This is a genomic window from Tengunoibacter tsumagoiensis, from assembly GCF_003967535.1.
Classification (GTDB): Bacteria; Chloroflexota; Ktedonobacteria; order Ktedonobacterales; family Ktedonobacteraceae; genus Tengunoibacter; species Tengunoibacter tsumagoiensis.
Map to the genome: position 1 here is coordinate 4,654,522 of NZ_BIFR01000001.1, position 23,950 is coordinate 4,678,471.

The window sequence follows — 23,950 nt, forward strand, 5'->3', positions numbered from 1 at the left end:
TTAACGTGCAGTCTTGACCTTGCGCTTCCCAGTACGGATATACTGCTGGCGATTCTGATAGGCCACAAAATTATCTCGCTCGGCTGGATATTTCTTCACCAGATAGACGATCCAGGTTACTGCCCACCCAATAAGTGCCACCGCCCAGAGATAGCGCCACAGACGCCAGGCAAAGAAAAAACCATCCAGATAGACACGGGCAAAGATGATTGGCAGACCAATAAAGCAGATCACACCAAACCATGTTAGATAGCGATCAAACATGTATTTTATGATCGGCTTACTCTTCACAAAGCGCTTACGGCCCTCAACAAAATAATAGAATGTAATTAAAAGGCCAGCACAACAAAAGACCAGGTATGGCCAGAGCAAACGAAATGGCTCTTCATTGGGCAGATTTGCGTTATTACTGGCGGTAATAGGGTCGGTAAAGAGCCATTGAATGAGATTAAAGTGCATAGAACACAACTCCCTTCTTCGGGTTTGCAGACAGAAGTTCACTTGATAGCTAATGATAGCATGGATGAGGGCTAGCGTCTATAGTAACCTGATAGAGATCAGCCTGAAAGGGCAGCCCCGCTCTTTTTAGCATAACACGGCTACTTGCATCTCCAGCTGAAACTTCTCATCCGAGAGTGTAAAAAAAGCTCAACAGATATCTATCATCCAACTATGATTCTCTTCTGTACAATACACAATTTCTACAGGAATCCAGAGGAATTGTATCATAAGTTGTCTATATATACAAAAAAGGATGCGATAGTGTGAAGATAGTGTCACTATCGTCGTCGATACTAGTGAATGCATAATGAAGAGCGAAGCGCCGACATGACGTTAAAAGAGGCATCGATCAGAGCCCTTGACGCCTCTCAAAAAGAGTTTTTCAGGCGCTCTGATCGATGCCCGACATCCCTATTGCATCAAAGGTGGCTGCTCCTGCCCGGGATAATGGCTCTGTGGCTGATCATATTGAGAAGAGGTCTGGGGTGGATAATAATACTGCTTGTCGCCTTCAGAATAGGTCTGCGGGGGCGGTGACGCTTGATAACCTTGTCCATAATCAACGTTATAATCCTGTTGCTGGCCTGGGGATGATGGTGGATAATTCGGTTGCTGTGGCTGATTATCGCTAAAAAAGTTTGTCTGACCTTGACCCAGCCAGCGCAGAGCAGTCACGATACAGACAACGGCGATTGCACCCAACACAAACCAGACCCAGGTATGGATCCAACTAAAGAGTAAGAGGCAGAACAAAAGGACGAGAAAGCCAGGAACTCTATAACCTGATCGGCCATATATACGCCGATCAAGTTTATACCTATATCTGTCCACTCGTCGTTGCGCCCTATAGGCGTATTTGTTTGCTCGCCTCTGCGCCTTATACATACGCCGTGTCATCCTGGGATCTTCATATCCCATGTTTGTCTCCTCTCTTTAGCAAGATGCTACCTAAAGTTCACGAATCAGGCTTCTTTTTACATGATTTGCTCAATTAATATAACCACATATAGACCTATTTAACAAGCAAATACAGCTCTTTCCTGAGCCTATCTTTCGCAGCAGAGGGAGAGAGAAGATGACAATGGAACCACTACCTCCAGTAGTAAAAAATGTGCATCCTTGCAAAATAGTCCAATATAAGTATTCTACAAGGACACACGGGGCTATCTTTACCAGTGCATGCTGGGCTTCGGGGCTGCTGTCGGTGCAGCAAAAATATGCAGATTTTGTGCAACGAACATGAATCCCACTCCCAGGACAATGCCCAATAGAAGAACAACTGAAATGGTAACCAATGTACGTGTAGACATGGTGATATTCCTTTATCTAGCCACACAAAGGCTTTTTTCAATGCTTTGACTCTCTTTCTATCCTGTGACAGGAAGAGAGCTTTACAGATTACTACACAACAAAAATTTACTACTCCTGGCACTGTATTGTATAAGATGCCCTTAGAAAGAAAGGTCTTACAACAGAAAATTAGGAAAGAAATACTGCCTTCTGATAGTGCTTCAAGTTTTCTCAACCTGTCTCTTTGCATTCCTGCATTGAAAAAAACCGCATTGAAAAAACCCGAAAGAAATGTCTAGTGAGAACGTTCTTATTTTTGTTGACATCAAAGTACTGGATTATATAATAAAGGGATAGCAATCACTACTCTATCTTATAATAGAGATAGTACCATTACTGCAATTTCAGGAGGGAATCCTATGGCTGAGTCTCCACTAGATGTATTTATCTCTTACTCCCACAAAGACAAAGTCCTGCGAGATGGCTTATCCACTGCCTTAAGCAATTTACAGCGCCAGAATATCATTCATACCTGGTATGATGGCGATCTTGTTCCTGGCTCAGAATGGCAGAAAATTCTGATGCACAAGCTTACAACCGCACATATCATTCTTCTTCTGATCAGTGCGGATTTTATTGCTTCAGACTTTTGCTATAGTAAGGAGATGGGGATTGCCTTAGAGCGCCATCACAAAGGTGAGGCCTGCGTTATCCCCATCCTGCTCCGCCCCTGCGATTGGAAGGGAGCGCCTTTCTCCGAGCTACAGATCATCCCAGAGAACAATAAGGCTATTACGAAATGGGCTGATCGCGATGAGGCCTTCACAGAAGTGACCAATGGAATTCGTAAATCTATTGCAGAGTTTAAGAGCAGACAGAGCCGCTCCTGAATAGTTTCGCAAACCTGATGCGCTACCATCCTCCTAATAGGATGCTCAAGAAAGGTCATTGATTCACGATGATTTCAAAGAACGTTTCTAATACCTGTACTGTGCACGATTCAATGCCTGATCCAGATTATAGCAGGCGCTGATCATTGAGAGATGCGTGAAGGCCTGAGGAAAGTTTCCTAACGACTCTCCTGTAAGGCCAATCTCTTCGGCATATAAACCTACATGATTGGCATAGGTGAGCATCTGCTCCAATAATAGCCGCGCTTCATCGAGCCTGCCGGCACGTGAGAGGACATCGACGAGCAGAAAACTACAGAAGCTAAAGGTTCCTTCTGGACCTCCAACGCCATCGTTGGCGGCTCGCTCAGGAATATAGCGGTAGACATGGGGCTCACGCATAAGTTTACGCATGATGCGGTTGACAGTATGTAACATTCTGGGGTCTGTTGGACCAACGAATTTTGTGAGGGCAATGAGGAGAGCGCTAGCATCAACTTCATCGGTCTCATAGTGCTGGACAAAGCACTTTTTCTCATCATTCCAGCCATGCCTCATGACATCTGTATAGATCTCAGCGCTACAGTTGGTCCATTTGTCACGGGGAGCAGGAAAGCCTCGTGCACGTGAGATACGCAGCGCTCGATCAAAAGCAACCCAGCACATCACACGAGAATGCACAAAGTTCTGTGTCCCTCCTCGCACCTCCCAGATTCCCTCATCACGCCGATTCCAATTATTTCCCAACCAGTCTAGTAGCCGATAGATGTGCATCCAGAGGTCGTAGGATAGATCTTTAGAGTCTTGCCCATCAAAGGTGTAGACAGCATCTAAGAGCTCGCCATAGATGTCCAGTTGAAGCTGGTTAAAGGCTCCATTGCCAATACGTACAGGCTTGCTCTGACGATAGCCTTCGAGATGATCCAGAATATGCTCCTCCATATCATGGCCACCATGAATGGTATACATAGGCTGCAATGAGCCGTTTGGTTCCATCTCGTGGCAGCGCGATTCCACCCAATGCATGAACGCATCCGCCTCCTCGGAGAAACCCAGAACAAGCAAGCTATTCAGGGTCAACGATGCATCGCGCAACCAGGTGAAGCGATAATCCCAATTGCGGACTCCTCCCAGCCCTTCAGGCAGACTGGTCGTAGCTGCAGCAACGATTGCTCCAGTTGGCGCATAGGTAAGTAATTTGAGGGCCAGAGCGGAACGATGCACATGTTCCCGCCAGCGCCCCTGATAACGGCACTGACTGATCCAGCTCTGCCAATAGTGCAGCGTCTCCAAAAAGTTTTCTTGAAACTCTTCATTAGAATGAATAGCCGGCACATCTACAAAGGCCACTGAACTCTGTAATAGAAAGAAGATAGTCTGCCCGGCTTCAAGCACAAACGATGCATGGACCCCCCCTTCTTCATCAGGCTCCATCGGAACTGTAGAGGAGAGCGAAAGGCTCAACTGAGGGCTCTCAAAGACCGCACCATCTCCAACCATATGCACGATATGAGGATCTCGTGCATAGTTAAAAGCAGGCTTGCAGGTCATTTCAAAAGGGAGTGAGCCTTGCACGACATGGACTCGCCTGATAATATGATGCATCAAGGAAAGATTTTTACTCGTACTGACTGGCATATAATCAGTGACCTCACCAACGCCATCCACGGTGAAGAAACGCGTTAATAGAATATTTGATTCTGGCAGGTAATGCTGTTTATAGTCCATGCTCAGATGATCTGGTGGAGCAATGCGAAAAAAGCCACCTTTTTTGCTGTCTAACAAAGCGCCAAAGACGCTTGGAGCATCAAAACTGGGGATACAACACCAATCGATAGAGCCATTTCTTCCCACGAGTGCTACGGTCTGTAGATCACCAATAATGCCATAATCTTCAATCGGTAGATAATCTTGAGCATAACGGGAGAGGACGTAACGCATTGATTGTTACCTCTATTTCGTGATTATCATGACCCTGCTGTGTCGCGTTTTAGCGGCCTGTGCGAGGGTCATCCTACTGGTCTGGCCCTCTAAGCCGCCTTTGATCTTCATGCTCTGAAGTATACGTGCCCTGGAAAGGAGAATACATCGCTCAAGTGAGTGATCTTCACTCTCACCCAATTGAGTGAGGATCTTTAGGAGCCTGCAACTGAACACAGGTCAGAGCATTCACTTCTTCTTTGCTGAGGTCCGCAAGGCTATAGCTATTCTGACGCACTGACTGTGCATAGCGCTGTACTGCCCCCTCGGGATAGCCCAGCGAGATTAAGGTCCGTGAAAGAAGCTCAAGGCTCCCTTCCAACTCTGGATAGATGATATCGTTTGCATTTAGCTCAAACATATGCTCGATTCCTTGTAGTGACGAGGCCCGGGCCATAATTGGAATCCGCTGCGACACACTCCGAACAGCAGCGACAACACTGGATGCCGAGATATCATTGGGCAATGTCACGACAACAGCCTTCGCATATTCGATATGAGCATGTTCCAGAATACTTGAATTTGCGGCATCACCATAAAGCGATGGGATCCCTTTCTCTTCCAATACCTGAAAATAGCTGGCATCTAACTCAACCACCAGGCAAGGAATATGTAGAGAGGTCAAGACCTCAACCTGATACTTGCCCACACGACCATATCCAACCACCACTACATGCTGCTGTAGTGGCTCCACAACCTCTGGTGGAGTGGCCACCCTCCGATTGAGCACTGCCCAGAAAGGCTTGATCGCTTGAAGAGCTTGCTCTAGCTGCGGCAGAGCACGAAACATCAATGTATTCAGCAGGATGGAGATAATTGCTCCCATTAAAAGCAGCGTATATTGTTCCTTCGTCAAGATATGCAATCTCACACCTTCCTGCCCAAGAAGAAACGAGAACTCGCCAATCTGACTTAAAGCCACTGCTATGATCAAGGTCGTACGGGCTGAACTGGGCAGAATCATTCCCAGCAGCAACACTAGCAGAGCCTTCCCGACCACAATTAAGAAAGTGAGCGAGAGAATCGCACCAAATTGTGTCACCAGCGAGAGAGGATTGACAAGCATTCCGATCGAGGCAAAGAAGAGAACCCCAAAGATCTCACGAAAAGGGGCGATCTCAGCCTCCACTTGATGGTTAAATTTCGATTCATTGACCACTACACCGGCCAGAAAGGCTCCCAGCGCCAGCGACACATCAAAGATCACCGCAGCCCCCAGGGCAGTCCCCAACGTTATGACCACAATCGAGACGATAAAAAGCTCACGTGACTGCAAACGTACAATTTTCTGCACCAGCCAGGGCACCAGCCGCGTCCCCCCAATCAACATCAGAGCAGCAAACAGAAATGCTTTCAAAAGCGCAATGCCCGCCTGCAACCAGATTGGCTGCGCACTCTTGCTGAAAAATGCTGGCAACAATACTAAGATCAGAACCGTTGCCAGATCTTCAAGAACCAGCCAGCCAACAGCAATCTGACCATGGACTGTATTAATCAACCCTCGATCCATGAGATTACGCAGTAATACAACCGTACTGGCAATTGAGACCCCCAGACCCAACACGATCCCTGCACCAAGTGACCAGCCCCAGTACGTTGCCAGCAACAGCCCCAGGAGCGTTGCCAGCACCATCTGTGCCAGCGCTCCCGGCACAGCAATTCGGCGAACAGCCCAGAGATCCTGCAACGAAAAATGTAGTCCAACCCCAAACATTAAGAAGATCACTCCCAGCTCAGCCAATTGCTCGATGGTATGGAGATCCCCTACATAGCCGGGAGTAGATGGGCCAATCAGCACACCTGCTACCATATACCCGATCAAGGTCGGCAATTTTAAACGGCGCGCAATCAACCCACCAACAAAAGCAAAACAGAGCGCAACCGTAATGTTGATGAGGAGCGGTAGATCGTGGTGCATACTCTCTCATTTCTATCTGAACATCAGTTTGTGATCCCATCTTCATCATCTGGCTTTTTTTTATTCAATCACATAAAATGTGGTAAGCTAAAGAATAGGACATGCAAACCAGTCGACCCTGGAGACTATAGGATGCCTTAAACACTCTCGTCTCTCTATTCGATTCGATGTGCATGGATGGCTAGAAATGTTGAGGTAGCAATACATATGCGCAGAATCGCTATTTTAGCTGAAGGCTCACTTGAATGGCATTATGGCAAGACCGCAGTGGGGGTTATTCGCTATGCTCCCGATACGACGGTGGCCGTGATCGATAGCACACGAGCAGGACAGGATGTAGCCCATGCACTTGGCGCACCGGTCGGCGAAGGGATACCCGTTGTCCGCGATATCCATGAGGCTCTCCACTATGAGCCCGATACACTCCTGATTGGGATCGCTCCTCGTGGCGGTGCCCTGCCTGATTCATGGCGCTGGCAACTTCTCGCAGCCATTGAACAGAAGCTCACCATTATTAGTGGACTCCACATGTTTCTCTCTGAAGATCCAGAATTAAGCGCTGCCGCAGCACAGCATGGCGTAACGATCTGGGATGTACGCAGACCACCCGACAAAAAGCGCGTAGCCGAGTTTCGTCCTCATCGCGAAGGCAGCCATACAATTCTCTTCGTTGGGTCAGATTGTGGAGCAGGTAAGATGACTGCTGCACTGGAATTAGATCGCCTGGCACAGAGCCGCGGCCTCAGTAGCAGCTTTGTAGCCACCGGCCAGACAGGCATTATGATCTCTGGTCAGGGTCTTCCTGTCGATCGCATCATCGTTGATTTCGTGGCAGGTCTGGTGGAAGAGATGGTCCTGGATGTTAGCGACAGACATGATTGGGTCTTTGTTGAGGGTCAGGGCGCACTCAATCATCCAGGCTATTCTCCTGTCACCTTAGGCCTGATTCATGGCTCAGCGCCCGATGCTATGATCTTCTGCCATAAGGCTGGCGCAATGACGATTGAAGGCTATCCCCACTGTCCTTTGCCAATGCTCAATCGCCTGATTGCCATAAATGAAGAAGCAATCAGTTGGATTCGTCCTGAACGGAGCTGCAAAGTGGTCGGGATCACACTCATGACCAGCCATCTTACCGAGGAAGAGGCATATGAGGCCATTCGGCAGGTGCAGAATGAGACCGGGCTTCCCACTACGGACGTCATTCGCTTTGGAGCGGCTCCTTTGATGGATGCACTCAACCAACATTTTTCATAACAAAAAGGCAGCAGCATCCTACTATTTCAGAGTGCCATCCTGAGCAGGATCGTCCTGCACTGGAATGCGATGCTCAACAGCCTCAGGCGGCTAAAGACATCCAGCTATGTCGTCAGCGCCATCTTGATTGGGCAGCAAAGCCTCTCATACGCTTAAGCGTGCAACTTGACGCCCAGACCGGGATCACTGGGAAGTTGCAGGCGGCCATTCTCAATCTTCGCTCCGCGATAAGGATCATCGCTAATCAACAGATTCCCATCCAGATCAATATAATCAACCAGCGGAGCGAGATGGGCCGCAGCCGTAATCGCAAGCGAACTTTCAATCATACAGCCTAGCATCACACGTAGATGGTGAGCACGTGCCACATGAATCATCTTGAGAATGGTATGAATGCCACCATTTTTCATCAACTTCAGGTTCACACCATCTACGCATTCGCTCAACCGCGGAATATCTTCGATGACCACACAGCTCTCATCGGCAATAATTGGGATGGAGACATGTTCGCGCACCATCTTCAGTCCAGCAAGATCATGTCCAGCCACCGGCTGTTCTACAAATTCAACGCCATATTCCAGAAATGAATGAATATTTTTAATCGCTTCTTTTGGCGTCCAGCCAGCATTCGCATCGACACGTATAACCGCTGAAGAGACATCGCGAATGGCTTTTAAAATCTCCAGATCATGCCTGGTTCCGACCTTGATCTTCAAAATTGGATAATCTTTCGCCATCAGAGCTTTGCGAGCCATCTCAGTAGGCGTATCCAGGCCAATGGTAAACGAAGTACGGGGCATATGCGAGGGATTTAAACCGAGGAACTTGTACAATGGAATACCCAGGATCTTGCCAACCATATCATAGAGAGCCATATCTACACAGGCCTTGGCCGCAGGATTCAGCCGAATCACCTTATCCAGACGCTGCATAATATCTTCAATCTGAAACGGATCATTGCCCAGATTGCCCGCAAACTGCGCAATACAAGCCAGAACAGTCTCAGCACTCTCGCCATAATGCTGATTAGGAGCCGCCTCACCATAGCCCACAGCCTCACCATTTTTGAGCTGTACTACCACATTTGAGGCTGTCTGCTGCACACTGCGTGAGATACGAAAAGGGGTTGTCAGTTGCAGGCTGATTGGTTTGGCATCGATATGAATCATAAGCCGGTCCCTTCTGTACAGAACTTCTTTCTGGTCCGAGCCTATTATAACGATGCCCCCTACACGCGTCAACCAGGAAACTGAGCTTCATAGCTAAAGAAAGTGGCTCTTACCGTCTTCATCCAGAGATGAAGATGGCAAGAGCCACGAGAGACAAGCTAAAACTAGCGAACGCTTTTAATCGGAGCAATCGCCAATCCGCCCAGCAGAGCAAGTACACCTGCAAAGCCAAACAGGAACGTATAGCTATGATTGAAAACGCTAAACGCCAGGAATGAGACAAGTGGGAAGAAGAGCTGTGGCAGCGTATTCGCAGCCGTAATCAGGCCCAGATCCTTACCCAGGCTCTGACCCTTTGGCAGTACCTGGGTTGCCAGAGCGATATCAGCCGAGAGGAAGATACCAAAACCGCAACCAAAGATTACACCAGTCACCAGAACAATCGGCCACGAATGAACGAAAGCGATCAAGAACAGGCCAATAGCCATAATCACACAGGCAGCCAGAATAAATGGTTTGCGGCGCTGCAATTTATCCGACAGGATACCAGCCACGAGAGTCGAGATGACCACGCTTACCGTATTGATCACCTGGAAGAGAGAGACACCCTGTTCTGCTGTCTGACCAGGGAAGAGCTGCACATAATGAATCACGTCATTGAGATAATACAGCATAAATTCGAGCAGGACGATCTGCGCAAAAATAACCAGGAAGCGACCAACCCAGGTAAAAGCAAAATCGGCAACTTTCAAAGGAGCAAAGAAAGAGAGAAGAAACTCGCCCAATTTGAAAGGAGGTAGCTCTTCTTTGGCCAGCGGCTTCTCGCGAACAAACAAGACAAAGAGGCCCAGAATCACAACCAGAATACCAGCCATGACATAGTAAGAAGGCTGTACTGATTTGATAATGACAGCAATTAAAATACTTCCAATAATAATACCAACCGGCTGTGCAAGTCCAACAAAAGCCGAAGCTGTCGCACGCTGACTTACAGGCACGCGGTCAGGAATGATCGTCAACACTGGCGTCATAATCATACCGATAAAGAAACCGTAGAGTGCAGATTCAATAGCCAGAACGGCAATACTATTGGCATTGGCCTGCAAGATCAACAAGATGGCACAGAGAATCATACCCGCGAGAATCCAGGTCCGACGACGACCAAATTTAAAGGTGGTACGATCGCTGATAGCCCCCATAATTGGCTGCGTGATCACGCTCGTGATACCAGTTACAGCCAGAACGATCGACAGGCTGGCCTCCTTATTTGCTGGATCAAGCAGAGCAACCTGCAATGGCTGCAAGATCTGCTGCAATGGGATGATCACTAGCCACATAGCCACGTTAGCGAGCGAAAGGAGCAGCAAAAAACCCAGGCTCACACGAGGACGAGTATCCGCTTCGGCTGCTTCAGGCTCCACTGGCAACGATGCACTCTCTTCGAGAATGTTCGCTTCAGACATAGCATTAAATCCTTTCAGATTCCGTGAAAAAAGAGAAAGATAGACAGAAAATATAGAAGTACCCCCAGCTCAAAAGAGTTGGGGGCGAGAGAATTTCTACATGGAGAGAAGCACTTTTCCCTGCGTTTTCCCGGTAAGAAGAGCCTTATGTGCCTCGCTTACCTGGTCCAGAGGGAATGTACTCTCATGTATGACACGCAATTGACCAGAAATAATTGCTTGCAAAATTTCCTGGCTGGCACGCATCTGATCCTCATGGCTCTGAATATTTGTGTTATATCCAATGATGCTTGCACATTTACCAATTAATTCCTGCGTTGCAAACATGGTTGGTTGACCCGTCAAAGATCCATAAACAACCATACGGCCAAACGGAGCCAGACAATCTATGCTCTGGCGCCCAACAGGTCCGCCAATGGTTTCCAGCAGAACCTGAACGCCCTGTCCGCCAGTAAGCTTCAGGACCTGTTCAGCCCAATCAGACTCATCGGTACGGACCACAGCATCAGCCCCTAATGAACGAATAAAATCCACCTTTTCAGCACTGGTCGTCGTTCCAATCACCAGCTTTGCGCCCAGCAGCTTCGCCAATTGGACCGCAATAGAGCCAACACCGCCAGCGGCTGAATGCACAAGAACCATATCGCCTTGACGAATATAAGCAGCTTTCAGCGACAGATAGGCAGTCTGACCCTGAACAGGAATCATCACCGCCTGAGCATCGCTAACCTCATCAGGCAGAACGACCACATCATGAGCATTGGCCAGAGCATACTCAGCGTATCCACCCATTACCAGCGATACAACGCGCGTGCCTGTCTGGAGATTCGCCACATCCGGACCAACCTCCTCGATTGTACCAACCACCTCAAAGCCCAGAGAGTGGGGCAGTGGGGGCAAAAAGGCATATGCTCCCATACGTATCAGGGCATCAGCATAATTGACCCCGGCGAGGGCAACTTTAATCAGTACCTGACCACTAGAAGGGCGAGGAATCTCAATCTCCTCAACATGCATCACATCAAAATCACCACGTTCGTGGATAAGTACAGCTCTCATAAATACTCCCTTATGTAAACCTTGATGCAGCTGCCCTTTGTATAAGAAAGAAAACCATAGTTAAATCAATGGCAACGTCCTTATACATAAGGCAACCACTGATTTATCTTCAATAAAACAGAGTAGAAAAAGGGCCCAGGGCCCTGTAGCAGGACATATACCAGTAAAAAGAGATAGACAAATTTTTCTTACCTATAAGGTGGCATAGAATTGTCTAGCAAATAACCAGTATCGTTTGGACTCAGCACCTCTGCGGCAATGGGATCAACCACTGTACCACTACGCTGATAGCGCATACGCGACATCCCCATCTTAGAAGATCGCAGGACAGTCACAAGATTATTTGCACTTGTCTTTGTGAGCTCTAATTCATGTTCAACTGTACGCAAACGCTGCAAGCGTGAAATCAGATTATTGAGCGTTCCAGCAACAGACCAGAGCACATTATCCTGCGTCAGCGGAACACGCGCATTTAAATCGCCATTAGCAACGCGCGACTGCGTCTGAATAATCAGTCCGATACTCTGCTCCAACTGCTCTTTCTGGCGCACCAGTTCCATTGATTGCTCAGACAGATCGCGCTCAAGGCGTGAAATCTCTTCAGCCTGGTCTTTCTCACGCAATGCTCGGCTCAAGCTCATATTCCACAAGAAAGAGACGCCCGCAATGACAATCTGTACAGTTGCCGTCAAAAATGCTCCATCCTGAATTGCAAAAGTAAGATCCTGCGTCGAAAGGTTCGGAGCATGCATATTCGAGATGGCAAAAAAGCTAAAAGCAATATTAATAGCTGCAATAATAAAGACCCAGAATGCTGGGAGCATAGCCGCTGCGACAATCTCTGGAATGGACAGGATTGCAAATAAAGGAATCGCTTGAACAGTGATGCCACCTGGCGTTGTGGCAATATTTGCCATCATCCCTATCGCCAGCGAAAGCACAACCAATAGACCACCCAGAGTCACGCGGCCTCTTTTATTAAAGACAGCGGCCAGGATAGTAGCAACTAGTTGAACGCCAAGCACAGGCAACAAAATCTTGTTGGGGCCTGTAAGCGCTGGTGGCAAGGAGGGAATATTTCCAATAAGAACGATGAAAATAATGACGCTGGCAAGACGTGCTCGACGAACAATATCGCGAGCTTCAAACGGGGCGGTTGGTGGTGGATCGGCGGGAGCTGCGAGACGGTACCACCTCCGTACCAGGCGCGTCCAGATAGATGCTGTAGGCTCGATTCCTCTTAACCCACTGCCCTGAAACCCACCTTGATCAAAATTGCTCCCCTCAAAATTCCTCTGCATAATAGATCTCCATTTGACGACTACAGTTGCTACAAATACTCATGCAATCTTCATACGAGAATAGGTCGTGTTTTAATGCTCTCCATACAACTGGACATCTATTCAAGCCTGATAAGATTCCATCCTTGCAGATCACGCACAATATCCTCAAGCTTATCAGGAGTGGTTCTCAACAAATGAGCAATCTCAGCCAATGAACGCTTTCCATCCACGTTTGCATATACAAGAAAGTGAGGACGTGGAAGCCTGGAAAGATCTGCTGAAGCAAGCACAACAAGTTTACTCGGGGTCCGTGCATGAAACGGAACCGGCGCAGGTGAGTATTGCTGGTGCGCTCCCGAAGTTGTGAACTTTGGTATCGGTAACAGGCCAGAGGATTGCGGCGAGCGTGATCCACTAAGAGGCGCCTGATCAAATGTCCATGGAATAATTCCCATTTGCGCGATCAATTTTAAGGCATCTTCACCGTAGAGAGTCCGCTGATCGCTCTTCAGCTCACAAAACTGGAGCTTGCCACGGTCAATCAGTATTTCAACTTGAGATGCCTCTTTTAGCACCTTACTTTTGGGTAGGCTCGCTGAAAGAGTTCCTGATAATTGATGGCGCAATAGGACGGAGAGCACAGCTTCCAGGTTAAGGTTATAGGCCTGACGCATTTCTCTCCTACTTCTTCTTTATGGTGTTCAGACCCCTATACTGAGATCTTCTCATTCTCATAGTATAATGAGAATTATTTTACACGTAAAAGGACTGACGATTATCTCAAAATTCAGGGTCTTCGAGAAGATTATCAAGCAAAGACGCTAATTTATACATACTATTTGCTCGATTTCCTCTTTATATTAAACGACTTTTTTTATAAAAGCAAGCATTTTAACATTTCTTACCTACAAGTTTATCCCACGACAACAAATAAACTCCCCATCTTTCCCTATGCTATAATAATCCACAATGAACCACTGCTATTCTGCTAGTTTGTAGAAGAGGATTTAGGATGCCTACACGTCAAGATGCATACGCTCTAATGACATCACATGTAAAAAATGAAAACCTCCAGAAACATATGCTCTCAGTCGAAGCTGCTATGCGAGCCTATGCGCGCAAGTATGGCGAGGATGAGGAGCTCTGGCGCATAACTGGTCTCCTTCACGATTGCGATTATGAAGAATATCCCTCCTTAGAAGAACATACGCATGTCGCTGCACAATGGCTAGAAACAGAGGGATACGACAAAAGAATTATTTATGCAATACTGGCTCACAATGATCTCAATCTGGCGACTCATCCTCGCAATGATCTCCTCTCTAAAGGTCTCTATGCCTGTGATGAGATTACTGGCATGATCACCGCTACTGCTCTGGTTCGCCCAACGCGAAGTATTCAGGGCCTGGAGGTCTCTTCTGTACGCAAAAAGATGAAGGCGAAAGGCTTTGCGGCCGGGGTGAATCGCAATGATCTGGTCAATGGGGCTGCTGAGCTCGGCGTCGATCTTGATGAACATATTGCCTTTGTGATTCAGGCCATGAGCGAGGTGGCCGATACGCTGGGCCTCGACGGGCTCTCTACACAATCCCTGTCTCAATGAGCTCTTTTTGTACACGCTATCACTGAAACCGAACTATACACAAGAGCGTAGATATCCATAGAAGCTTCGAGCCGATCCATCCGGTTCCCAATTGGTCGGCTCAGTTCCTACGCGAGAAAAAGCATGAAGCAGAAGTTTGAACAACGTGTCTTTACTGCCAGTGAGGTGGCCGAATACGAGTATTGTCCCCTCGTCTGGTGGTATGAACAGTATGAACCGCTGGTCAATGTTAATGATGAAGACCTTTTTGCCTATCTGGTGGAAATGGAAGAGGATTATGGCGCTCAGGCCCCTGCACTCCCAGAATATCAGGTGACTGAACATCTCCTTGTGCGCAGAGGAGCCTTTGAGCAAGGACGCCAACAACATCAAGATCATGCTGCTGAGGTGGAGGCCCTCCATGAAATTACCGAGGAACAGAATGCCCAGCCCGGCCTCCATCATAAAATGCGCCTTCTCGTAACGATTCTCATCTGTATTGTCGGCCTGGCTGCACTCTTTATCCTGGCCGCACTGCTCGCTCCACGCTAGCGCAAGGTTTGCACAACACAGAAGGGCACAGAAAGCATGCTGCGAGATACTTTACTGACGGTTGGGCTAGGCTTTTTGGTCCTGGCCGTCGCTTTATTGATGTTAATACTGAATGAACTGCGCTTTCGACGCAAACGCTTGATTGAGGAACGACAGAAAGCTCTCGGGCTTCCTTTTGGAGAACTGGTCTATGAAGATGCCGATGGCCTGGGCGAGCAATTAAACTCAACGGCCTACCCTCTGGTTGGCAAACCAGATTATGTGGTGAAGCTACCAGATGGTCGCCTCGTTCCGATTGAGCTAAAATTAGGAGTTGAACAGGCAACTGCACCGTATAGCAACCATATTTTACAGCTCGCTGCCTACTGTTTAATATTGGAGGATTATTCTGAACAACCCCCTACTCATGGTCTGCTGCGCTATGCTGATCGGGAATTCACTATCGAATATACGCCTGCTCTCCGCAAAAAGCTTATTCGACAGCTTACAACGATGGCGAACTGCAATGAACATGAAGCACCTGCACTCACGAAACAACGGGTCGCCAAGTGCCGTAGCTGTACCTTTCAACCCATCTGTCCCGTCGGACATGGTAAGTAAGCAGAAAGCAGATCAGCCAATCTGCACAAGTCTCACTTGCTGGACCAGTTCGTCAATGTCCTCTCGTTGCAGCCTGCCAGCACCCAGGCTGAGTGTGTTTGCACTTCCACAGGCCACCGCAAAGACGAAAGCAGTTTGTAATAGCTCTGCTTGTCTACTAGCCACAGCCAATGAGCTGATACGTTCTTCTTGAAGAGCCTCCCAGAGGCGAGCACTAAATCCTGCCAGGAATGCATCGCCTGATCCAACACTTGAGATAGCTGGAATAGCTGGCAAACGTGCCAGCCACGATCCTTGTGCGCTGACGAGGATTGCACCTTCTTCGCCACACGTAAGAGCCACCAGTTGCGCTCCTTGTTTTTGCAATAGCTGACCTGCCGCAACTCGTTCGTCCTGACTTTGCAAAGGATAGCCAAGGATTCCAGCTGCCTCTCGATGGTTGGGCTTAATCAAGAGTGGTTGTTCAGCCAGCCCGAAAGTGAGAGCAGCTCCACTGGTATCCAAGATGGTAGGAATATGCTGCATATGCGCAATTTTCATGAGCTGAGCATAATAGTCTGATGGCAGACCACGTGGCAACGAACCGGAGAAGATGACAAGATCACATCCTTGTAAGAGATCTGAAAAGGACGCCAGAAAACCCTCGGCTTCATGAGGAAGAATCTCCGCTCCTGGTTCGTAAATCTCCGTCGTCCGACCGCTCATGGGCTCAAACAAAGCATAGCAGGTTCGCGTCTGACCTTGAATAGAGAAAAAGCGATCACAAAGATGGGCCTGTTGTAATTTCGCCTTGATAAAAGTTGCTGCGGCTCCACCAATAAAGCCGCTTACACAGACGGGCAGCCCCAGTGTCTGTAACACGCGTGCAACGTTGATGCCCTTGCCACCAGGAAGCTTGAGCAGCTCTGTTGCCCGATGGATCTCGCCCGGAGTTAATTGATCCGGAAGGATTATAGTGGCATCAATAGCAGCGTTCAAGGTAATGGTTAAAATAGAGCCCATCGATAATTATCTTTCTCTCTAGATGCCTCACGTTGACGATAGGAGTCTTTCGACATCACTGCGTGTGAACCCACCTGAGCCTCCACGATGTGCAGCCGTGAGGGCTCCACAGGCATTTCCACGCCGCAGACAGTCTCCCAGGTTTTCACCTGCCAGCATGGCAGCAATAAAGCCTGCGTTAAATGCATCGCCCGCTCCTGTCGTGTCTATCACCTGAACAGAAAAACCAGGATCTTGTCTGTATTCTGCATCCTTGATGGCTGTTGCTCCCAGTTGACCTGCTTTTATCGCAACCCCTGGCGTCTGCGATGCTAGCCGTTTCAGGGCATCAGTGATCGTAGACATTCCTGTAAGCGCACGAGCTTCATCCAGATTTGGAAGAAAGAGGTCTAACCATTCTAATACGCCTTCCATCTTCCATTGCTCAGCAGGATCATACCCTGGATCAAGCGATGTCGTTAAGCCCAGAGCTTTGCTGCGCTGCAAAAGTGTAGGCACATCTGGCTGAAGCGCTGTCTGCAAAAAATAGGACGAGAGATGTAAGTGGCGCGCTCGTGCGACTTGATCCATTCGCACGTCCTCCAGACGAAGTTGCGCAATGGTTCCGCTATATGTCAAAATCGCTCGATCTTCTAAGGTCGAGAGAATAACGCCCGCACCAGTCCTCATGGTTGGATCACAGAGAACACCAGCCGTGTCAATATGCCAGCGCTGAAGATGTTCTACCATATAGTGGCCAAAGAGATCATCTCCCACAAGCCCACATAGGCCCACCCGAAGCCCCAACGCTGCCAAAGCAGTTGCTGTGAGGACGCCGCTGGAACCCGCTGTCAATTCGATGCTCTCTACAAGATGCTCAGTTCCAGGCATTGGCAGCCTCTGCATACCTGCCACGATGATATCAACGTTAATCTCAGCCACTACTATGACATCTAACTCTTTTGTCTTCATTCTAAGACTTCCTGCGGTAAAATAATGGCTCTACTTAGATGGCGAGGCTTCTCTGGATCTAGCCCCCGTTGGAGCGCCCGGTGCAGTGAGAAACGAAAAACTTCGGTCAGAGTGACAAGCGGATCTTGCTCTGGATAATAGACAGTTGCTCCTGTCTTACGTACATCCTGCATTACGGCTGCACTAACGGAATCACTCGGTGTATCAAAGCACCAGATGACTGTCTGCTCGTCAGCACAAGCAATCGGACCATGGCGATAATCCAATGTGTGATGTCCTTCAGGCACAACGCGAGCAGTCTCTTGTAGATTTAGAGCAGCCACACTTGCTAAACCGGCACGCCAATCTCGACCGAGGAAGACGCTATGTGCATACTGAGCAAAAGCTTGCGGATCAAATTCCTGCAATGACCGTTCAACCTGTGCTGGTAGCGTCTGTAAATAGGGAAGATCCTCATCACGGGCAAAAAGCAATCGCAAAGCCAGGAGCGAAGCCACGATAAAACGTGTCTGAATCACGCCTTTCTCAGGTGCAAACTCCAGTGGAAAGGTCTCATCAGCCAGTTCTTCAGCAGGAGAGCCTTGCTCGCCGCTAAGTAAGAGTGTATAGGTTTTCTCTGTGCGCTTAATGCGACGAAATGCTTCGATTAATTCGCTTGTCTGCCCTGTACGGCTAATGCCAATCTGTCGCCAGCCCATACGCGATCGATAATCTGATGCCAGCAAGGCTTGTGCAGGATATCCTGTGGCCGTCTCATACAAGACGGCTGCGCTTCTAGCTATACAATACGATGAACCACATCCTAATAGAGCCAGAGGACCATGGATTTGAGGCCGCAGAATTGGTCTCAGTTCCAATGTACGCTCAAGCACCTGGTACAATAGAGGTGGAATACCCTGAATATCCTGTTCTATCTGTGTGGTCATCGATTACAATCCTTCTCTTTTTACCCAGGGAAGATAAGCGGCTTGAGCCTCAAGCAGTTCATCTGCTACACTACTAGCCATTTCCAATGATTTTACAGATCCATCTAGGACCAGGGCCTGAATAAATTTTGTACGGCTCCCTTCCAATGCAGCTTCCACAATGGTCTCAGCCCACATATAGCGGGTAGCGAGCGTGCCAACCAGTGCAGCGGGCAGAGCTGGTAGAGCCAACGCATGCAGACCACTACCATCAGCAACTGCCGGGCTCTCGACAATAACCTCTCGTGGCAGATTAGGAACCTGTCCCGTATTAGGAAGATTAGCAGAAAAGATGGTCCCTCGTTCTGTGCGAATCGCTTCTACAATCTCTAATACTTGCTCGTGCTCTCCACCAATGCGCTCAAAATAATCTGTGGGCAGAGGCTCAGCAGCCAGGGCATCTGTACGCATCTGTTCAAATGTCTCGTCCCCACCGGCAATTGTATCTTCAAAGCTAAAAGCTTCGTTCCCTAAGGTCTTCCCACCATAATAAGCTCCCTCACGGAAAAATTGTGGAAAAAACTCTGTCACATGCCGATCCAGTACCGCAGGGAATGCATGAAAGAGCTCAAAGAGCCGCCAGCTAAATGGCTCCCCTTCATAAGGATCAAGCAGACGTTCAGCAGCAATTTCATGCAGACGGGGGAGTGCATCCTGTCCATTAACCCGAAGAGCAGTAAACCAGGTAAGATGATTGATACCCACCGCTGTATAATGGAGATCCGCTTGAGGAACGCGTAGCGCACGTGAGAGATAGGCAGCTACTGCATTAACGCCATGACAGAGACCAATTACCTTTGCACCTGTGGCTTTATGAATTGCTCGACAGACTGGTGCCATCGGGTTGCCATAGTTAAAGAATAGCGCTTCTGGAGCCAGGTCCAGTACATCTTGCGCAATCGCAATCATGGCTGGAATCATACGCAATGCACGAGAGCTCCCACCAGGTCCAACTGTATCCCCAACAGGAACAATTATTCCATACTTGCGCGGGATAAAGACATCCTGCTCCCAGGCACGACGTCCTCCGACACCTATCGTACAGATGACGACCGTTGCACCTGCGAGAACCGTACGACGATCAACTGAAGCGCTCAGTTGAATCGGAGCTTGACGAGATGCAATCATCTTTGCCGTCAGCTTCTCCGCTGCAGCCAGGGCTTCAGGATCACTATCGACCAGCACCAGCTCTGTCTCAACACCCCTGGTAATCAGATCAGCGACAAGACCACGCGTAAATACGGCGCTACCAGCACCAATCAAAACAATGCGCTCTTTCATCAGTGAAAACCTCCCTATAAGAGAACTACCCATTTAATCATAAGCTGGATATCGCTGCCACCAGGGTTGAGCACTTGCCTCAAGGATACGATGTAAGGTCAGTACATTCTCCACACCTTCCGTCTGTAGCCACTCCTCCGCAGCCTTACGTCCCTGATGAAGATAGATAGGGATACAGTCCTGCCAGCTGGCCCGACCACAGAGTACACCATAATAGGGGGCTGACGACTCAGCCGCCAATTGCAATGTCTCAATAAAAATATCCATCTTCACACCGGCACTGAGATAAATAAAGGGCAACTGGGTCGACCTGGCTGTCTCAGCAAACAATTGGCTTGCTCTCTCATGTGTATAAGCACTTTCATTGGTAAGATTAGCTCGAGAACCTGCAACATAGCGAATGTCAACCGGAACTTCAATCTTAAGTACATCCACATGATAGCCTGGACGAGAAAACTCCTGCATGCTCAATTGCACGCGCAAAGGCTTCTCCTGCGCCAACATAAGTTCAGATTTCTCAATTGCGCTATACGTGATGATCTCAAGGAAGAAGGGGAGATCATAGGCCACGCACTCAGCCCCCACACGCTCCACAACTGCTTGTTTCATACGATTGATTGAAGTCTCTTGATCAGGATCATAGTACAGCAATACTTTGATGGCATCCGCACCAGCTTCCTGGAGCCGCTTTACAGACCATTCAGGAAGTAAGTGAGGCAAACGATCCAGACGTGTATGATCATAGCCACTCTGCTCATATGAAAGGAGAACGCCGGTCTGAGGTGCTCGCTTGAGCAAAACCTCCAGGCTATAGTGAGGATCTAATAAAATAGCAGATGTATAGGGTGTAAGAGCCTCAGTCACCAGGAGCTTAAACTCACGAAGCTCGCTCTCGGTCGCTGGACTTCCTTTCACCTTTGCCATTGCTCTCTGCAATGAAGTGCGCTGATCCATGGCTGCTGCCGCAATAATTCCCTGTCCATTGCTCAGGGCCTGAAGCCCCTGGCGCTTTCCCTGCGAGAGTTGCAAATTAACCTCCATTCAGGCTATTCATTTATTCACTTCTATCAATGCACTATGGTGTTCGGAGTTGTTCTCAGAAGATCGTTTAAGAGACTAGGAGAGCTCGACAAAATAGCGACAACGATCACCACGCACTATCGATTGCGTCAATTCAACTTTGCGTCCATCGCCTAACGATCCCAGACGCTCGACATACAGCGCTGGTGCACCCTGAGGAACACCAAGCATCTTGGCCGCAAATTCATCGGTGAGGATCGGCTCAAAACTTTCGAGCGCACTGGTAGGCTGCATACCATAACGCTGTTCAAGAATGCTATACAGGCTATTCGTCGCAACATCATGTTCGCTCAAACCTGGAACCAACTGTTCGGGTAGATAGGTTGTCTCTAACATGATTGGCTCTTGATCTGCCAGCCGCAGACGCACAAGCTTAATCAGGGGCTCATGCTCAGAGACACCCAGGAGCGCCGAGATCTCAGGCCGGCGAATAACGTATTCGAACAGAACGATCCGTGTCTCAGCCTGCATTCCTTTGGCCTCAATATCTAATGTGAAACTATAGACTGAGCTCAAACGCATCGCTATCTTGGGTTTACTGACAAATGTGCCACGGCCATGCTCGCGGGATAAATATCCCTCACGCTCGAGCTCAGCCAATGCCTGACGAACGGTCGCTCGGCTCACAGCCAGCTGCTCATGGAGGGCCTGCTCAGAAGGAAGACGCTCGCCTACCTGCCAGACACCAGCCCGAATCTGCTCGCGAAGATTCTCCTTCAACTGCAGATACAGCGGAACATCGCTCTGCTGATTAAGATATATATGCTCCACACCGTCTTCCTCTATCTCTATTTTTTCTAGTGGTACGTACCTATTCACTCTATCTATCTGTATACAGAGTATATCAAATGCTCTTGAAATTTTCAAGTGCTTTAATGTATACTCACAGTACGTACCACTTTCTGTCTTAAGACAGAAGGAGGTACGGGAGAGTATTCGATATTTCTATGGCCTCTCAAGTGTGTTGGCATCGATGATAGATATTGTTCAAAAAAAGGATAAGGAAACATGGCACGTATAAAGCTTGCTTATATTGGCGGTGGAAGTACACGCGGACCCGGGACAGTCGCTTCGTTGATTGAACAGGGTCAAAATTTTGTGGGCTCCGAGATTGTTTTGATCGATCTCAATGAGGAGCGCTTGAAAATTGTACAGAAGATTGCCCAGAAGATGGCTGCGGTCAGAGGATTGGATCTGACGATCACGATCACGACTGATCGTCGGGCTGGTCTCCAGGGCTGTGATGCTGTCTTAACCAGTTATCGACCTGGCAACTTTGAGGCACGCTATCTGGATGAGTCGATCCCCCTGAAATATGGCGTGATCGGACAGGAGACGCAGGGGCCCGGTGGCTTCTTTATGGCTCTCCGCTCCATTCATATCATGCGTGATATCATTAAAGATATGGAAGAGATCTGTCCTGATGCATGGTTGATCAACTATACGAATCCTATTAATCTTGTCTCTGAAGCGGTCGTTCATCATTCGCCAATTCGAACGGTCTCACTCTGCGAGGGTCCGATCATCTATAATACCAACTATGTCCGTTTCGCAGAGCTCGATCCAGATAAGCTTGATGCAGTTTCTATCGGGCTGAACCATGGCTCGTGGACCATTCGCCATCAGTACGATGGACAAGATTTTATTCCTCTCCTACAGGCTGCCTATGAGCGAGCACTCAGTAAGGGTCAGACGCCACGCGAACGTTTGCGGATGATTGAACTGGCCTGTTTGATGGAGAGTCTCCCGAGTAATTATTTTCAGTATTATTACTTCAACGATGAGATCCTGGCCGAACAACAGGCAAAGCCAACGACACGCGCTCAGGATATTCTCGCCAACGTCGAGGATTTCTGGGTACACTACCGTGAACAATCCGAAAGTGCTAATCCGGTCCTGGACCCCGAGCGATCCCGAGGCGGCATCAATGAGTTAGAGCTAGCGATCGATATTATCGATGCCATCTTCAATGATCGCAAAGAGGTCTGGTATGTCAATGTGCCCAATCGTGGAGCACTGGCAGATTTGCCAGAGGATCGCGTGGTTGAACTGACTGGCTTTGTTGATCGCAATGGCATCACTCCCCTACAACATGGTCATCTCCCAAAACCTGTCCGCGGTCTGGTCCAACAATTAAGCGAATACCAGTCGCTGGCTGCTGAGGCTGCCTGGGGGGGAACACGCAAGGATGCCATTAAAGCGCTTGCCAGCAATCCGCTTGTGCCATCCCTCTCCAAAGCCCAGAGCATCTATGATGAGATGGCGGCTGCCCTTCGCAATTATCTTCCTGAACGTTTATTACACTAAAAGCGAAAGAGAGCGAGAGATGGAGCTACTTGTCTCTGACAATTATGCTACGATGAGCCTGGCTGCGGCCAGGCTCATCGCAGAAGCGTTTACAGCTAAACCAGATTCCTCGGTGATTATTGCCGTTGGAAATACGCCACTGGGTGCGTATAAAGAACTGGCTTACTTCTATCAGCAGGGTCAAATCAAGACCTCTCAGTTACGTCCATTCCAATTAGATGAATATCTGGCTATCCCGCCTGATGATTATCGCTCGCTGTTTGGATGGGTCAAGCGGGATTTTTTGGACCCTCTTGAGATTACTGCCTCTCGTTGCGTTCGTCTACCGGGAGAGGCTTCTGATCCAGATCAGGTCTGCCGCGACTATGATAACCAGTTACAACTAGCTGGTGGCGCTGATATCGCGATTCTTGGTCTGGGCCCAAATGGTCACCTTGGTTTTAATGAGCCTCTCGCCGATGCTAACGCCCCCACACGCGTGGTATCACTGACGCCAGAGTCCCTGAAGAGCAATGCTACCTATTGGGGCGGTATCGAACAGGTTCCGCAGCAAGCCCTTACCTGTGGTATGCGTCAGCTCCTGGCGGCCAAACAGATCTTCTTGCTCGTCTCGGGAGAGCATAAACAGGAGATTCTTCATCAAACGGTGGCTGGACCGATAACGCCTGCTGTACCTTCATCCTTTTTACAACAGGCAGCAAACGTTGTGGTCTTGAGCGATAAAGCCGCCTGGCCCCAGACGTAATTATTTCAGACACAACAAAACAGGTCGTTTCATCTTTTCCTCCTATCGCTACATCGGAAGAGGAAGTCAACAGAG

23 protein-coding genes are annotated in these 23,950 nt (G+C 48.7%); 7 read left to right on the forward strand and 16 right to left on the reverse strand.

The features are described 5' to 3' along the window. From EL628_RS18215 to EL628_RS29880, 3 genes are all read right to left on the reverse strand, one after another. Complete coding sequence (locus tag EL628_RS18215) at positions 1–459, reverse strand: hypothetical protein (protein ID WP_126581334.1); 459 nt, start codon at positions 457–459, stop codon at positions 1–3. A 453-nt stretch (positions 460–912) separates the two neighbouring features. Continuing rightward, a complete protein-coding gene (locus tag EL628_RS18220; protein ID WP_126581335.1) occupies positions 913–1,419 on the reverse strand; it encodes a hypothetical protein in 507 nt (168 codons plus the stop codon). 251 nt (positions 1,420–1,670) lie between these two features. After that, positions 1,671–1,811, reverse strand: a complete 141-nt coding sequence (locus tag EL628_RS29880; protein WP_161975589.1) for a hypothetical protein — start codon at positions 1,809–1,811, stop codon at positions 1,671–1,673. Positions 1,812–2,210: 399 nt separating this feature from the next. Between EL628_RS29880 and EL628_RS18225 the strand changes: the two genes are divergently transcribed. Continuing rightward, the gene (locus EL628_RS18225) at positions 2,211–2,681 is read left to right on the forward strand and encodes a toll/interleukin-1 receptor domain-containing protein (RefSeq protein WP_126581336.1); all 471 of its coding nucleotides are present in this window, start codon (positions 2,211–2,213) and stop codon (positions 2,679–2,681) included. Between the two features lie 87 nt (positions 2,682–2,768). Here EL628_RS18225 and EL628_RS18230 read toward each other — a convergent pair whose 3' ends face one another. Both EL628_RS18230 and EL628_RS18235 read right to left on the reverse strand, forming a co-directional pair. Then, positions 2,769–4,622 (reverse strand): glycoside hydrolase family 15 protein, encoded by a 1,854-nt coding sequence (locus tag EL628_RS18230; protein ID WP_126581337.1) that lies wholly within the window; start codon positions 4,620–4,622, stop codon positions 2,769–2,771. A gap of 172 nt (positions 4,623–4,794) precedes the next feature. Beyond that, the gene (locus EL628_RS18235; RefSeq protein ID WP_126581338.1) at positions 4,795–6,579 is read right to left on the reverse strand and encodes a cation:proton antiporter; all 1,785 of its coding nucleotides are present in this window, start codon (positions 6,577–6,579) and stop codon (positions 4,795–4,797) included. Positions 6,580–6,786: 207 nt separating this feature from the next. Here EL628_RS18235 and EL628_RS18240 point away from each other — a divergent pair, with 207 nt between their 5' ends. Then, complete coding sequence (locus EL628_RS18240) at positions 6,787–7,836, forward strand: N-acetyltransferase DgcN family protein (protein ID WP_126581339.1); 1,050 nt, start codon at positions 6,787–6,789, stop codon at positions 7,834–7,836. 152 nt (positions 7,837–7,988) lie between these two features. Here the strand turns inward: EL628_RS18240 and EL628_RS18245 are convergent, their stop codons facing one another. From EL628_RS18245 to EL628_RS18265, 5 genes are all read right to left on the reverse strand, one after another. Then, positions 7,989–9,005 carry a dipeptide epimerase gene (locus tag EL628_RS18245; RefSeq protein ID WP_126581340.1) on the reverse strand — a complete coding sequence of 339 codons (1,017 nt, stop codon included), beginning with the start codon at positions 9,003–9,005 and terminating at the stop codon, positions 7,989–7,991. Between the two features lie 164 nt (positions 9,006–9,169). Next, a complete protein-coding gene (locus EL628_RS18250) occupies positions 9,170–10,468 on the reverse strand; it encodes an MFS transporter (RefSeq protein WP_126581341.1) in 1,299 nt (432 codons plus the stop codon). A 96-nt stretch (positions 10,469–10,564) separates the two neighbouring features. Continuing rightward, the gene (locus tag EL628_RS18255) at positions 10,565–11,527 is read right to left on the reverse strand and encodes a quinone oxidoreductase family protein (RefSeq protein ID WP_126581342.1); all 963 of its coding nucleotides are present in this window, start codon (positions 11,525–11,527) and stop codon (positions 10,565–10,567) included. A 188-nt stretch (positions 11,528–11,715) separates the two neighbouring features. Then, the gene (locus EL628_RS18260; RefSeq protein WP_126581343.1) at positions 11,716–12,828 is read right to left on the reverse strand and encodes a hypothetical protein; all 1,113 of its coding nucleotides are present in this window, start codon (positions 12,826–12,828) and stop codon (positions 11,716–11,718) included. Between the two features lie 98 nt (positions 12,829–12,926). Then, entirely contained in the window at positions 12,927–13,484 is a 558-nt protein-coding gene (locus EL628_RS18265; RefSeq protein WP_126581344.1) for a hypothetical protein, read from the reverse strand. Between the two features lie 338 nt (positions 13,485–13,822). Here EL628_RS18265 and EL628_RS18270 point away from each other — a divergent pair, with 338 nt between their 5' ends. The 3 genes from EL628_RS18270 (at position 13,823) to cas4 (ending at position 15,544) form a co-directional block, all read left to right on the forward strand. Next, positions 13,823–14,413: an HDIG domain-containing metalloprotein gene (locus EL628_RS18270; protein ID WP_126581345.1), complete on the forward strand. Its 591-nt coding sequence runs from the start codon at positions 13,823–13,825 to the stop codon at positions 14,411–14,413. A 123-nt stretch (positions 14,414–14,536) separates the two neighbouring features. After that, positions 14,537–14,944: a hypothetical protein gene (locus EL628_RS18275; RefSeq protein WP_126581346.1), complete on the forward strand. Its 408-nt coding sequence runs from the start codon at positions 14,537–14,539 to the stop codon at positions 14,942–14,944. 36 nt (positions 14,945–14,980) lie between these two features. After that, positions 14,981–15,544 (forward strand): CRISPR-associated protein Cas4, encoded by a 564-nt coding sequence (gene cas4, locus EL628_RS18280; protein ID WP_126581347.1) that lies wholly within the window; start codon positions 14,981–14,983, stop codon positions 15,542–15,544. A gap of 12 nt (positions 15,545–15,556) precedes the next feature. On the opposite strand, the gene EL628_RS18285 is transcribed toward cas4, so the two are convergent. The 6 genes from EL628_RS18285 to EL628_RS18310 all read right to left on the reverse strand — a co-directional run bounded on the left by EL628_RS18285 (position 15,557) and on the right by EL628_RS18310 (position 21,594). Continuing rightward, entirely contained in the window at positions 15,557–16,546 is a 990-nt protein-coding gene (locus EL628_RS18285; protein ID WP_126581348.1) for a 1-phosphofructokinase family hexose kinase, read from the reverse strand. Between the two features lie 27 nt (positions 16,547–16,573). Beyond that, positions 16,574–17,497, reverse strand: a complete 924-nt coding sequence (locus EL628_RS18290; protein WP_126581349.1) for a carbohydrate kinase family protein — start codon at positions 17,495–17,497, stop codon at positions 16,574–16,576. Further along, on the reverse strand, positions 17,494–18,423 hold the full coding sequence (locus EL628_RS18295) for an SIS domain-containing protein (RefSeq protein ID WP_126581350.1): 930 nt from the start codon (positions 18,421–18,423) through the stop codon (positions 17,494–17,496). The genes EL628_RS18290 and EL628_RS18295 overlap by 4 nt, the downstream gene beginning before the upstream one ends. Before the next feature lie 3 nt (positions 18,424–18,426). Beyond that, positions 18,427–19,743 (reverse strand): family 4 glycosyl hydrolase, encoded by a 1,317-nt coding sequence (locus EL628_RS18300; RefSeq protein ID WP_161975590.1) that lies wholly within the window; start codon positions 19,741–19,743, stop codon positions 18,427–18,429. A gap of 33 nt (positions 19,744–19,776) precedes the next feature. Beyond that, a complete protein-coding gene (locus EL628_RS18305) occupies positions 19,777–20,772 on the reverse strand; it encodes a tagatose 1,6-diphosphate aldolase (RefSeq protein WP_218028946.1) in 996 nt (331 codons plus the stop codon). Positions 20,773–20,859: 87 nt separating this feature from the next. Then, on the reverse strand, positions 20,860–21,594 hold the full coding sequence (locus tag EL628_RS18310) for a GntR family transcriptional regulator (protein WP_126581353.1): 735 nt from the start codon (positions 21,592–21,594) through the stop codon (positions 20,860–20,862). Between the two features lie 237 nt (positions 21,595–21,831). Here EL628_RS18310 and EL628_RS18315 point away from each other — a divergent pair, with 237 nt between their 5' ends. Together EL628_RS18315 and EL628_RS18320 are read left to right on the forward strand one after the other, a co-directional pair. Continuing rightward, positions 21,832–23,130: a family 4 glycosyl hydrolase gene (locus EL628_RS18315; RefSeq protein ID WP_126581354.1), complete on the forward strand. Its 1,299-nt coding sequence runs from the start codon at positions 21,832–21,834 to the stop codon at positions 23,128–23,130. A gap of 19 nt (positions 23,131–23,149) precedes the next feature. Further along, the gene (locus EL628_RS18320) at positions 23,150–23,875 is read left to right on the forward strand and encodes a 6-phosphogluconolactonase (RefSeq protein WP_126581355.1); all 726 of its coding nucleotides are present in this window, start codon (positions 23,150–23,152) and stop codon (positions 23,873–23,875) included. Positions 23,876–23,950 lie beyond the last annotated feature (75 nt).

What these genes read in the sequence shown, in the direction of transcription:
- EL628_RS18245 (WP_126581340.1), bottom strand. Translation starts at nt 9,005, where the DNA reads ATGATTCATATCGATGCCAAACCAATCAGCCTGCAACTGACAACCCCT.
- EL628_RS18275 (WP_126581346.1), top strand. Translation starts at nt 14,537, where the DNA reads ATGAAGCAGAAGTTTGAACAACGTGTCTTTACTGCCAGTGAGGTGGCC.
- EL628_RS18255 (WP_126581342.1), bottom strand. Translation starts at nt 11,527, where the DNA reads ATGAGAGCTGTACTTATCCACGAACGTGGTGATTTTGATGTGATGCAT.
- EL628_RS18300 (WP_161975590.1), bottom strand. Translation starts at nt 19,743, where the DNA reads ATGAAAGAGCGCATTGTTTTGATTGGTGCTGGTAGCGCCGTATTTACG.
- EL628_RS18285 (WP_126581348.1), bottom strand. Translation starts at nt 16,546, where the DNA reads ATGGGCTCTATTTTAACCATTACCTTGAACGCTGCTATTGATGCCACT.
- EL628_RS18290 (WP_126581349.1), bottom strand. Translation starts at nt 17,497, where the DNA reads ATGAAGACAAAAGAGTTAGATGTCATAGTAGTGGCTGAGATTAACGTT.
- EL628_RS18250 (WP_126581341.1), bottom strand. Translation starts at nt 10,468, where the DNA reads ATGTCTGAAGCGAACATTCTCGAAGAGAGTGCATCGTTGCCAGTGGAG.
- EL628_RS18270 (WP_126581345.1), top strand. Translation starts at nt 13,823, where the DNA reads ATGCCTACACGTCAAGATGCATACGCTCTAATGACATCACATGTAAAA.
- EL628_RS18240 (WP_126581339.1), top strand. Translation starts at nt 6,787, where the DNA reads ATGCGCAGAATCGCTATTTTAGCTGAAGGCTCACTTGAATGGCATTAT.
- EL628_RS18265 (WP_126581344.1), bottom strand. Translation starts at nt 13,484, where the DNA reads ATGCGTCAGGCCTATAACCTTAACCTGGAAGCTGTGCTCTCCGTCCTA.
- EL628_RS18225 (WP_126581336.1), top strand. Translation starts at nt 2,211, where the DNA reads ATGGCTGAGTCTCCACTAGATGTATTTATCTCTTACTCCCACAAAGAC.
- cas4 (WP_126581347.1), top strand. Translation starts at nt 14,981, where the DNA reads ATGCTGCGAGATACTTTACTGACGGTTGGGCTAGGCTTTTTGGTCCTG.
- EL628_RS18315 (WP_126581354.1), top strand. Translation starts at nt 21,832, where the DNA reads ATGGCACGTATAAAGCTTGCTTATATTGGCGGTGGAAGTACACGCGGA.
- EL628_RS18230 (WP_126581337.1), bottom strand. Translation starts at nt 4,622, where the DNA reads ATGCGTTACGTCCTCTCCCGTTATGCTCAAGATTATCTACCGATTGAA.
- EL628_RS18320 (WP_126581355.1), top strand. Translation starts at nt 23,150, where the DNA reads ATGGAGCTACTTGTCTCTGACAATTATGCTACGATGAGCCTGGCTGCG.
- EL628_RS18235 (WP_126581338.1), bottom strand. Translation starts at nt 6,579, where the DNA reads ATGCACCACGATCTACCGCTCCTCATCAACATTACGGTTGCGCTCTGT.
- EL628_RS18220 (WP_126581335.1), bottom strand. Translation starts at nt 1,419, where the DNA reads ATGGGATATGAAGATCCCAGGATGACACGGCGTATGTATAAGGCGCAG.
- EL628_RS18215 (WP_126581334.1), bottom strand. Translation starts at nt 459, where the DNA reads ATGCACTTTAATCTCATTCAATGGCTCTTTACCGACCCTATTACCGCC.
- EL628_RS18295 (WP_126581350.1), bottom strand. Translation starts at nt 18,423, where the DNA reads ATGACCACACAGATAGAACAGGATATTCAGGGTATTCCACCTCTATTG.
- EL628_RS18260 (WP_126581343.1), bottom strand. Translation starts at nt 12,828, where the DNA reads ATGCAGAGGAATTTTGAGGGGAGCAATTTTGATCAAGGTGGGTTTCAG.
- EL628_RS29880 (WP_161975589.1), bottom strand. Translation starts at nt 1,811, where the DNA reads ATGTCTACACGTACATTGGTTACCATTTCAGTTGTTCTTCTATTGGGC.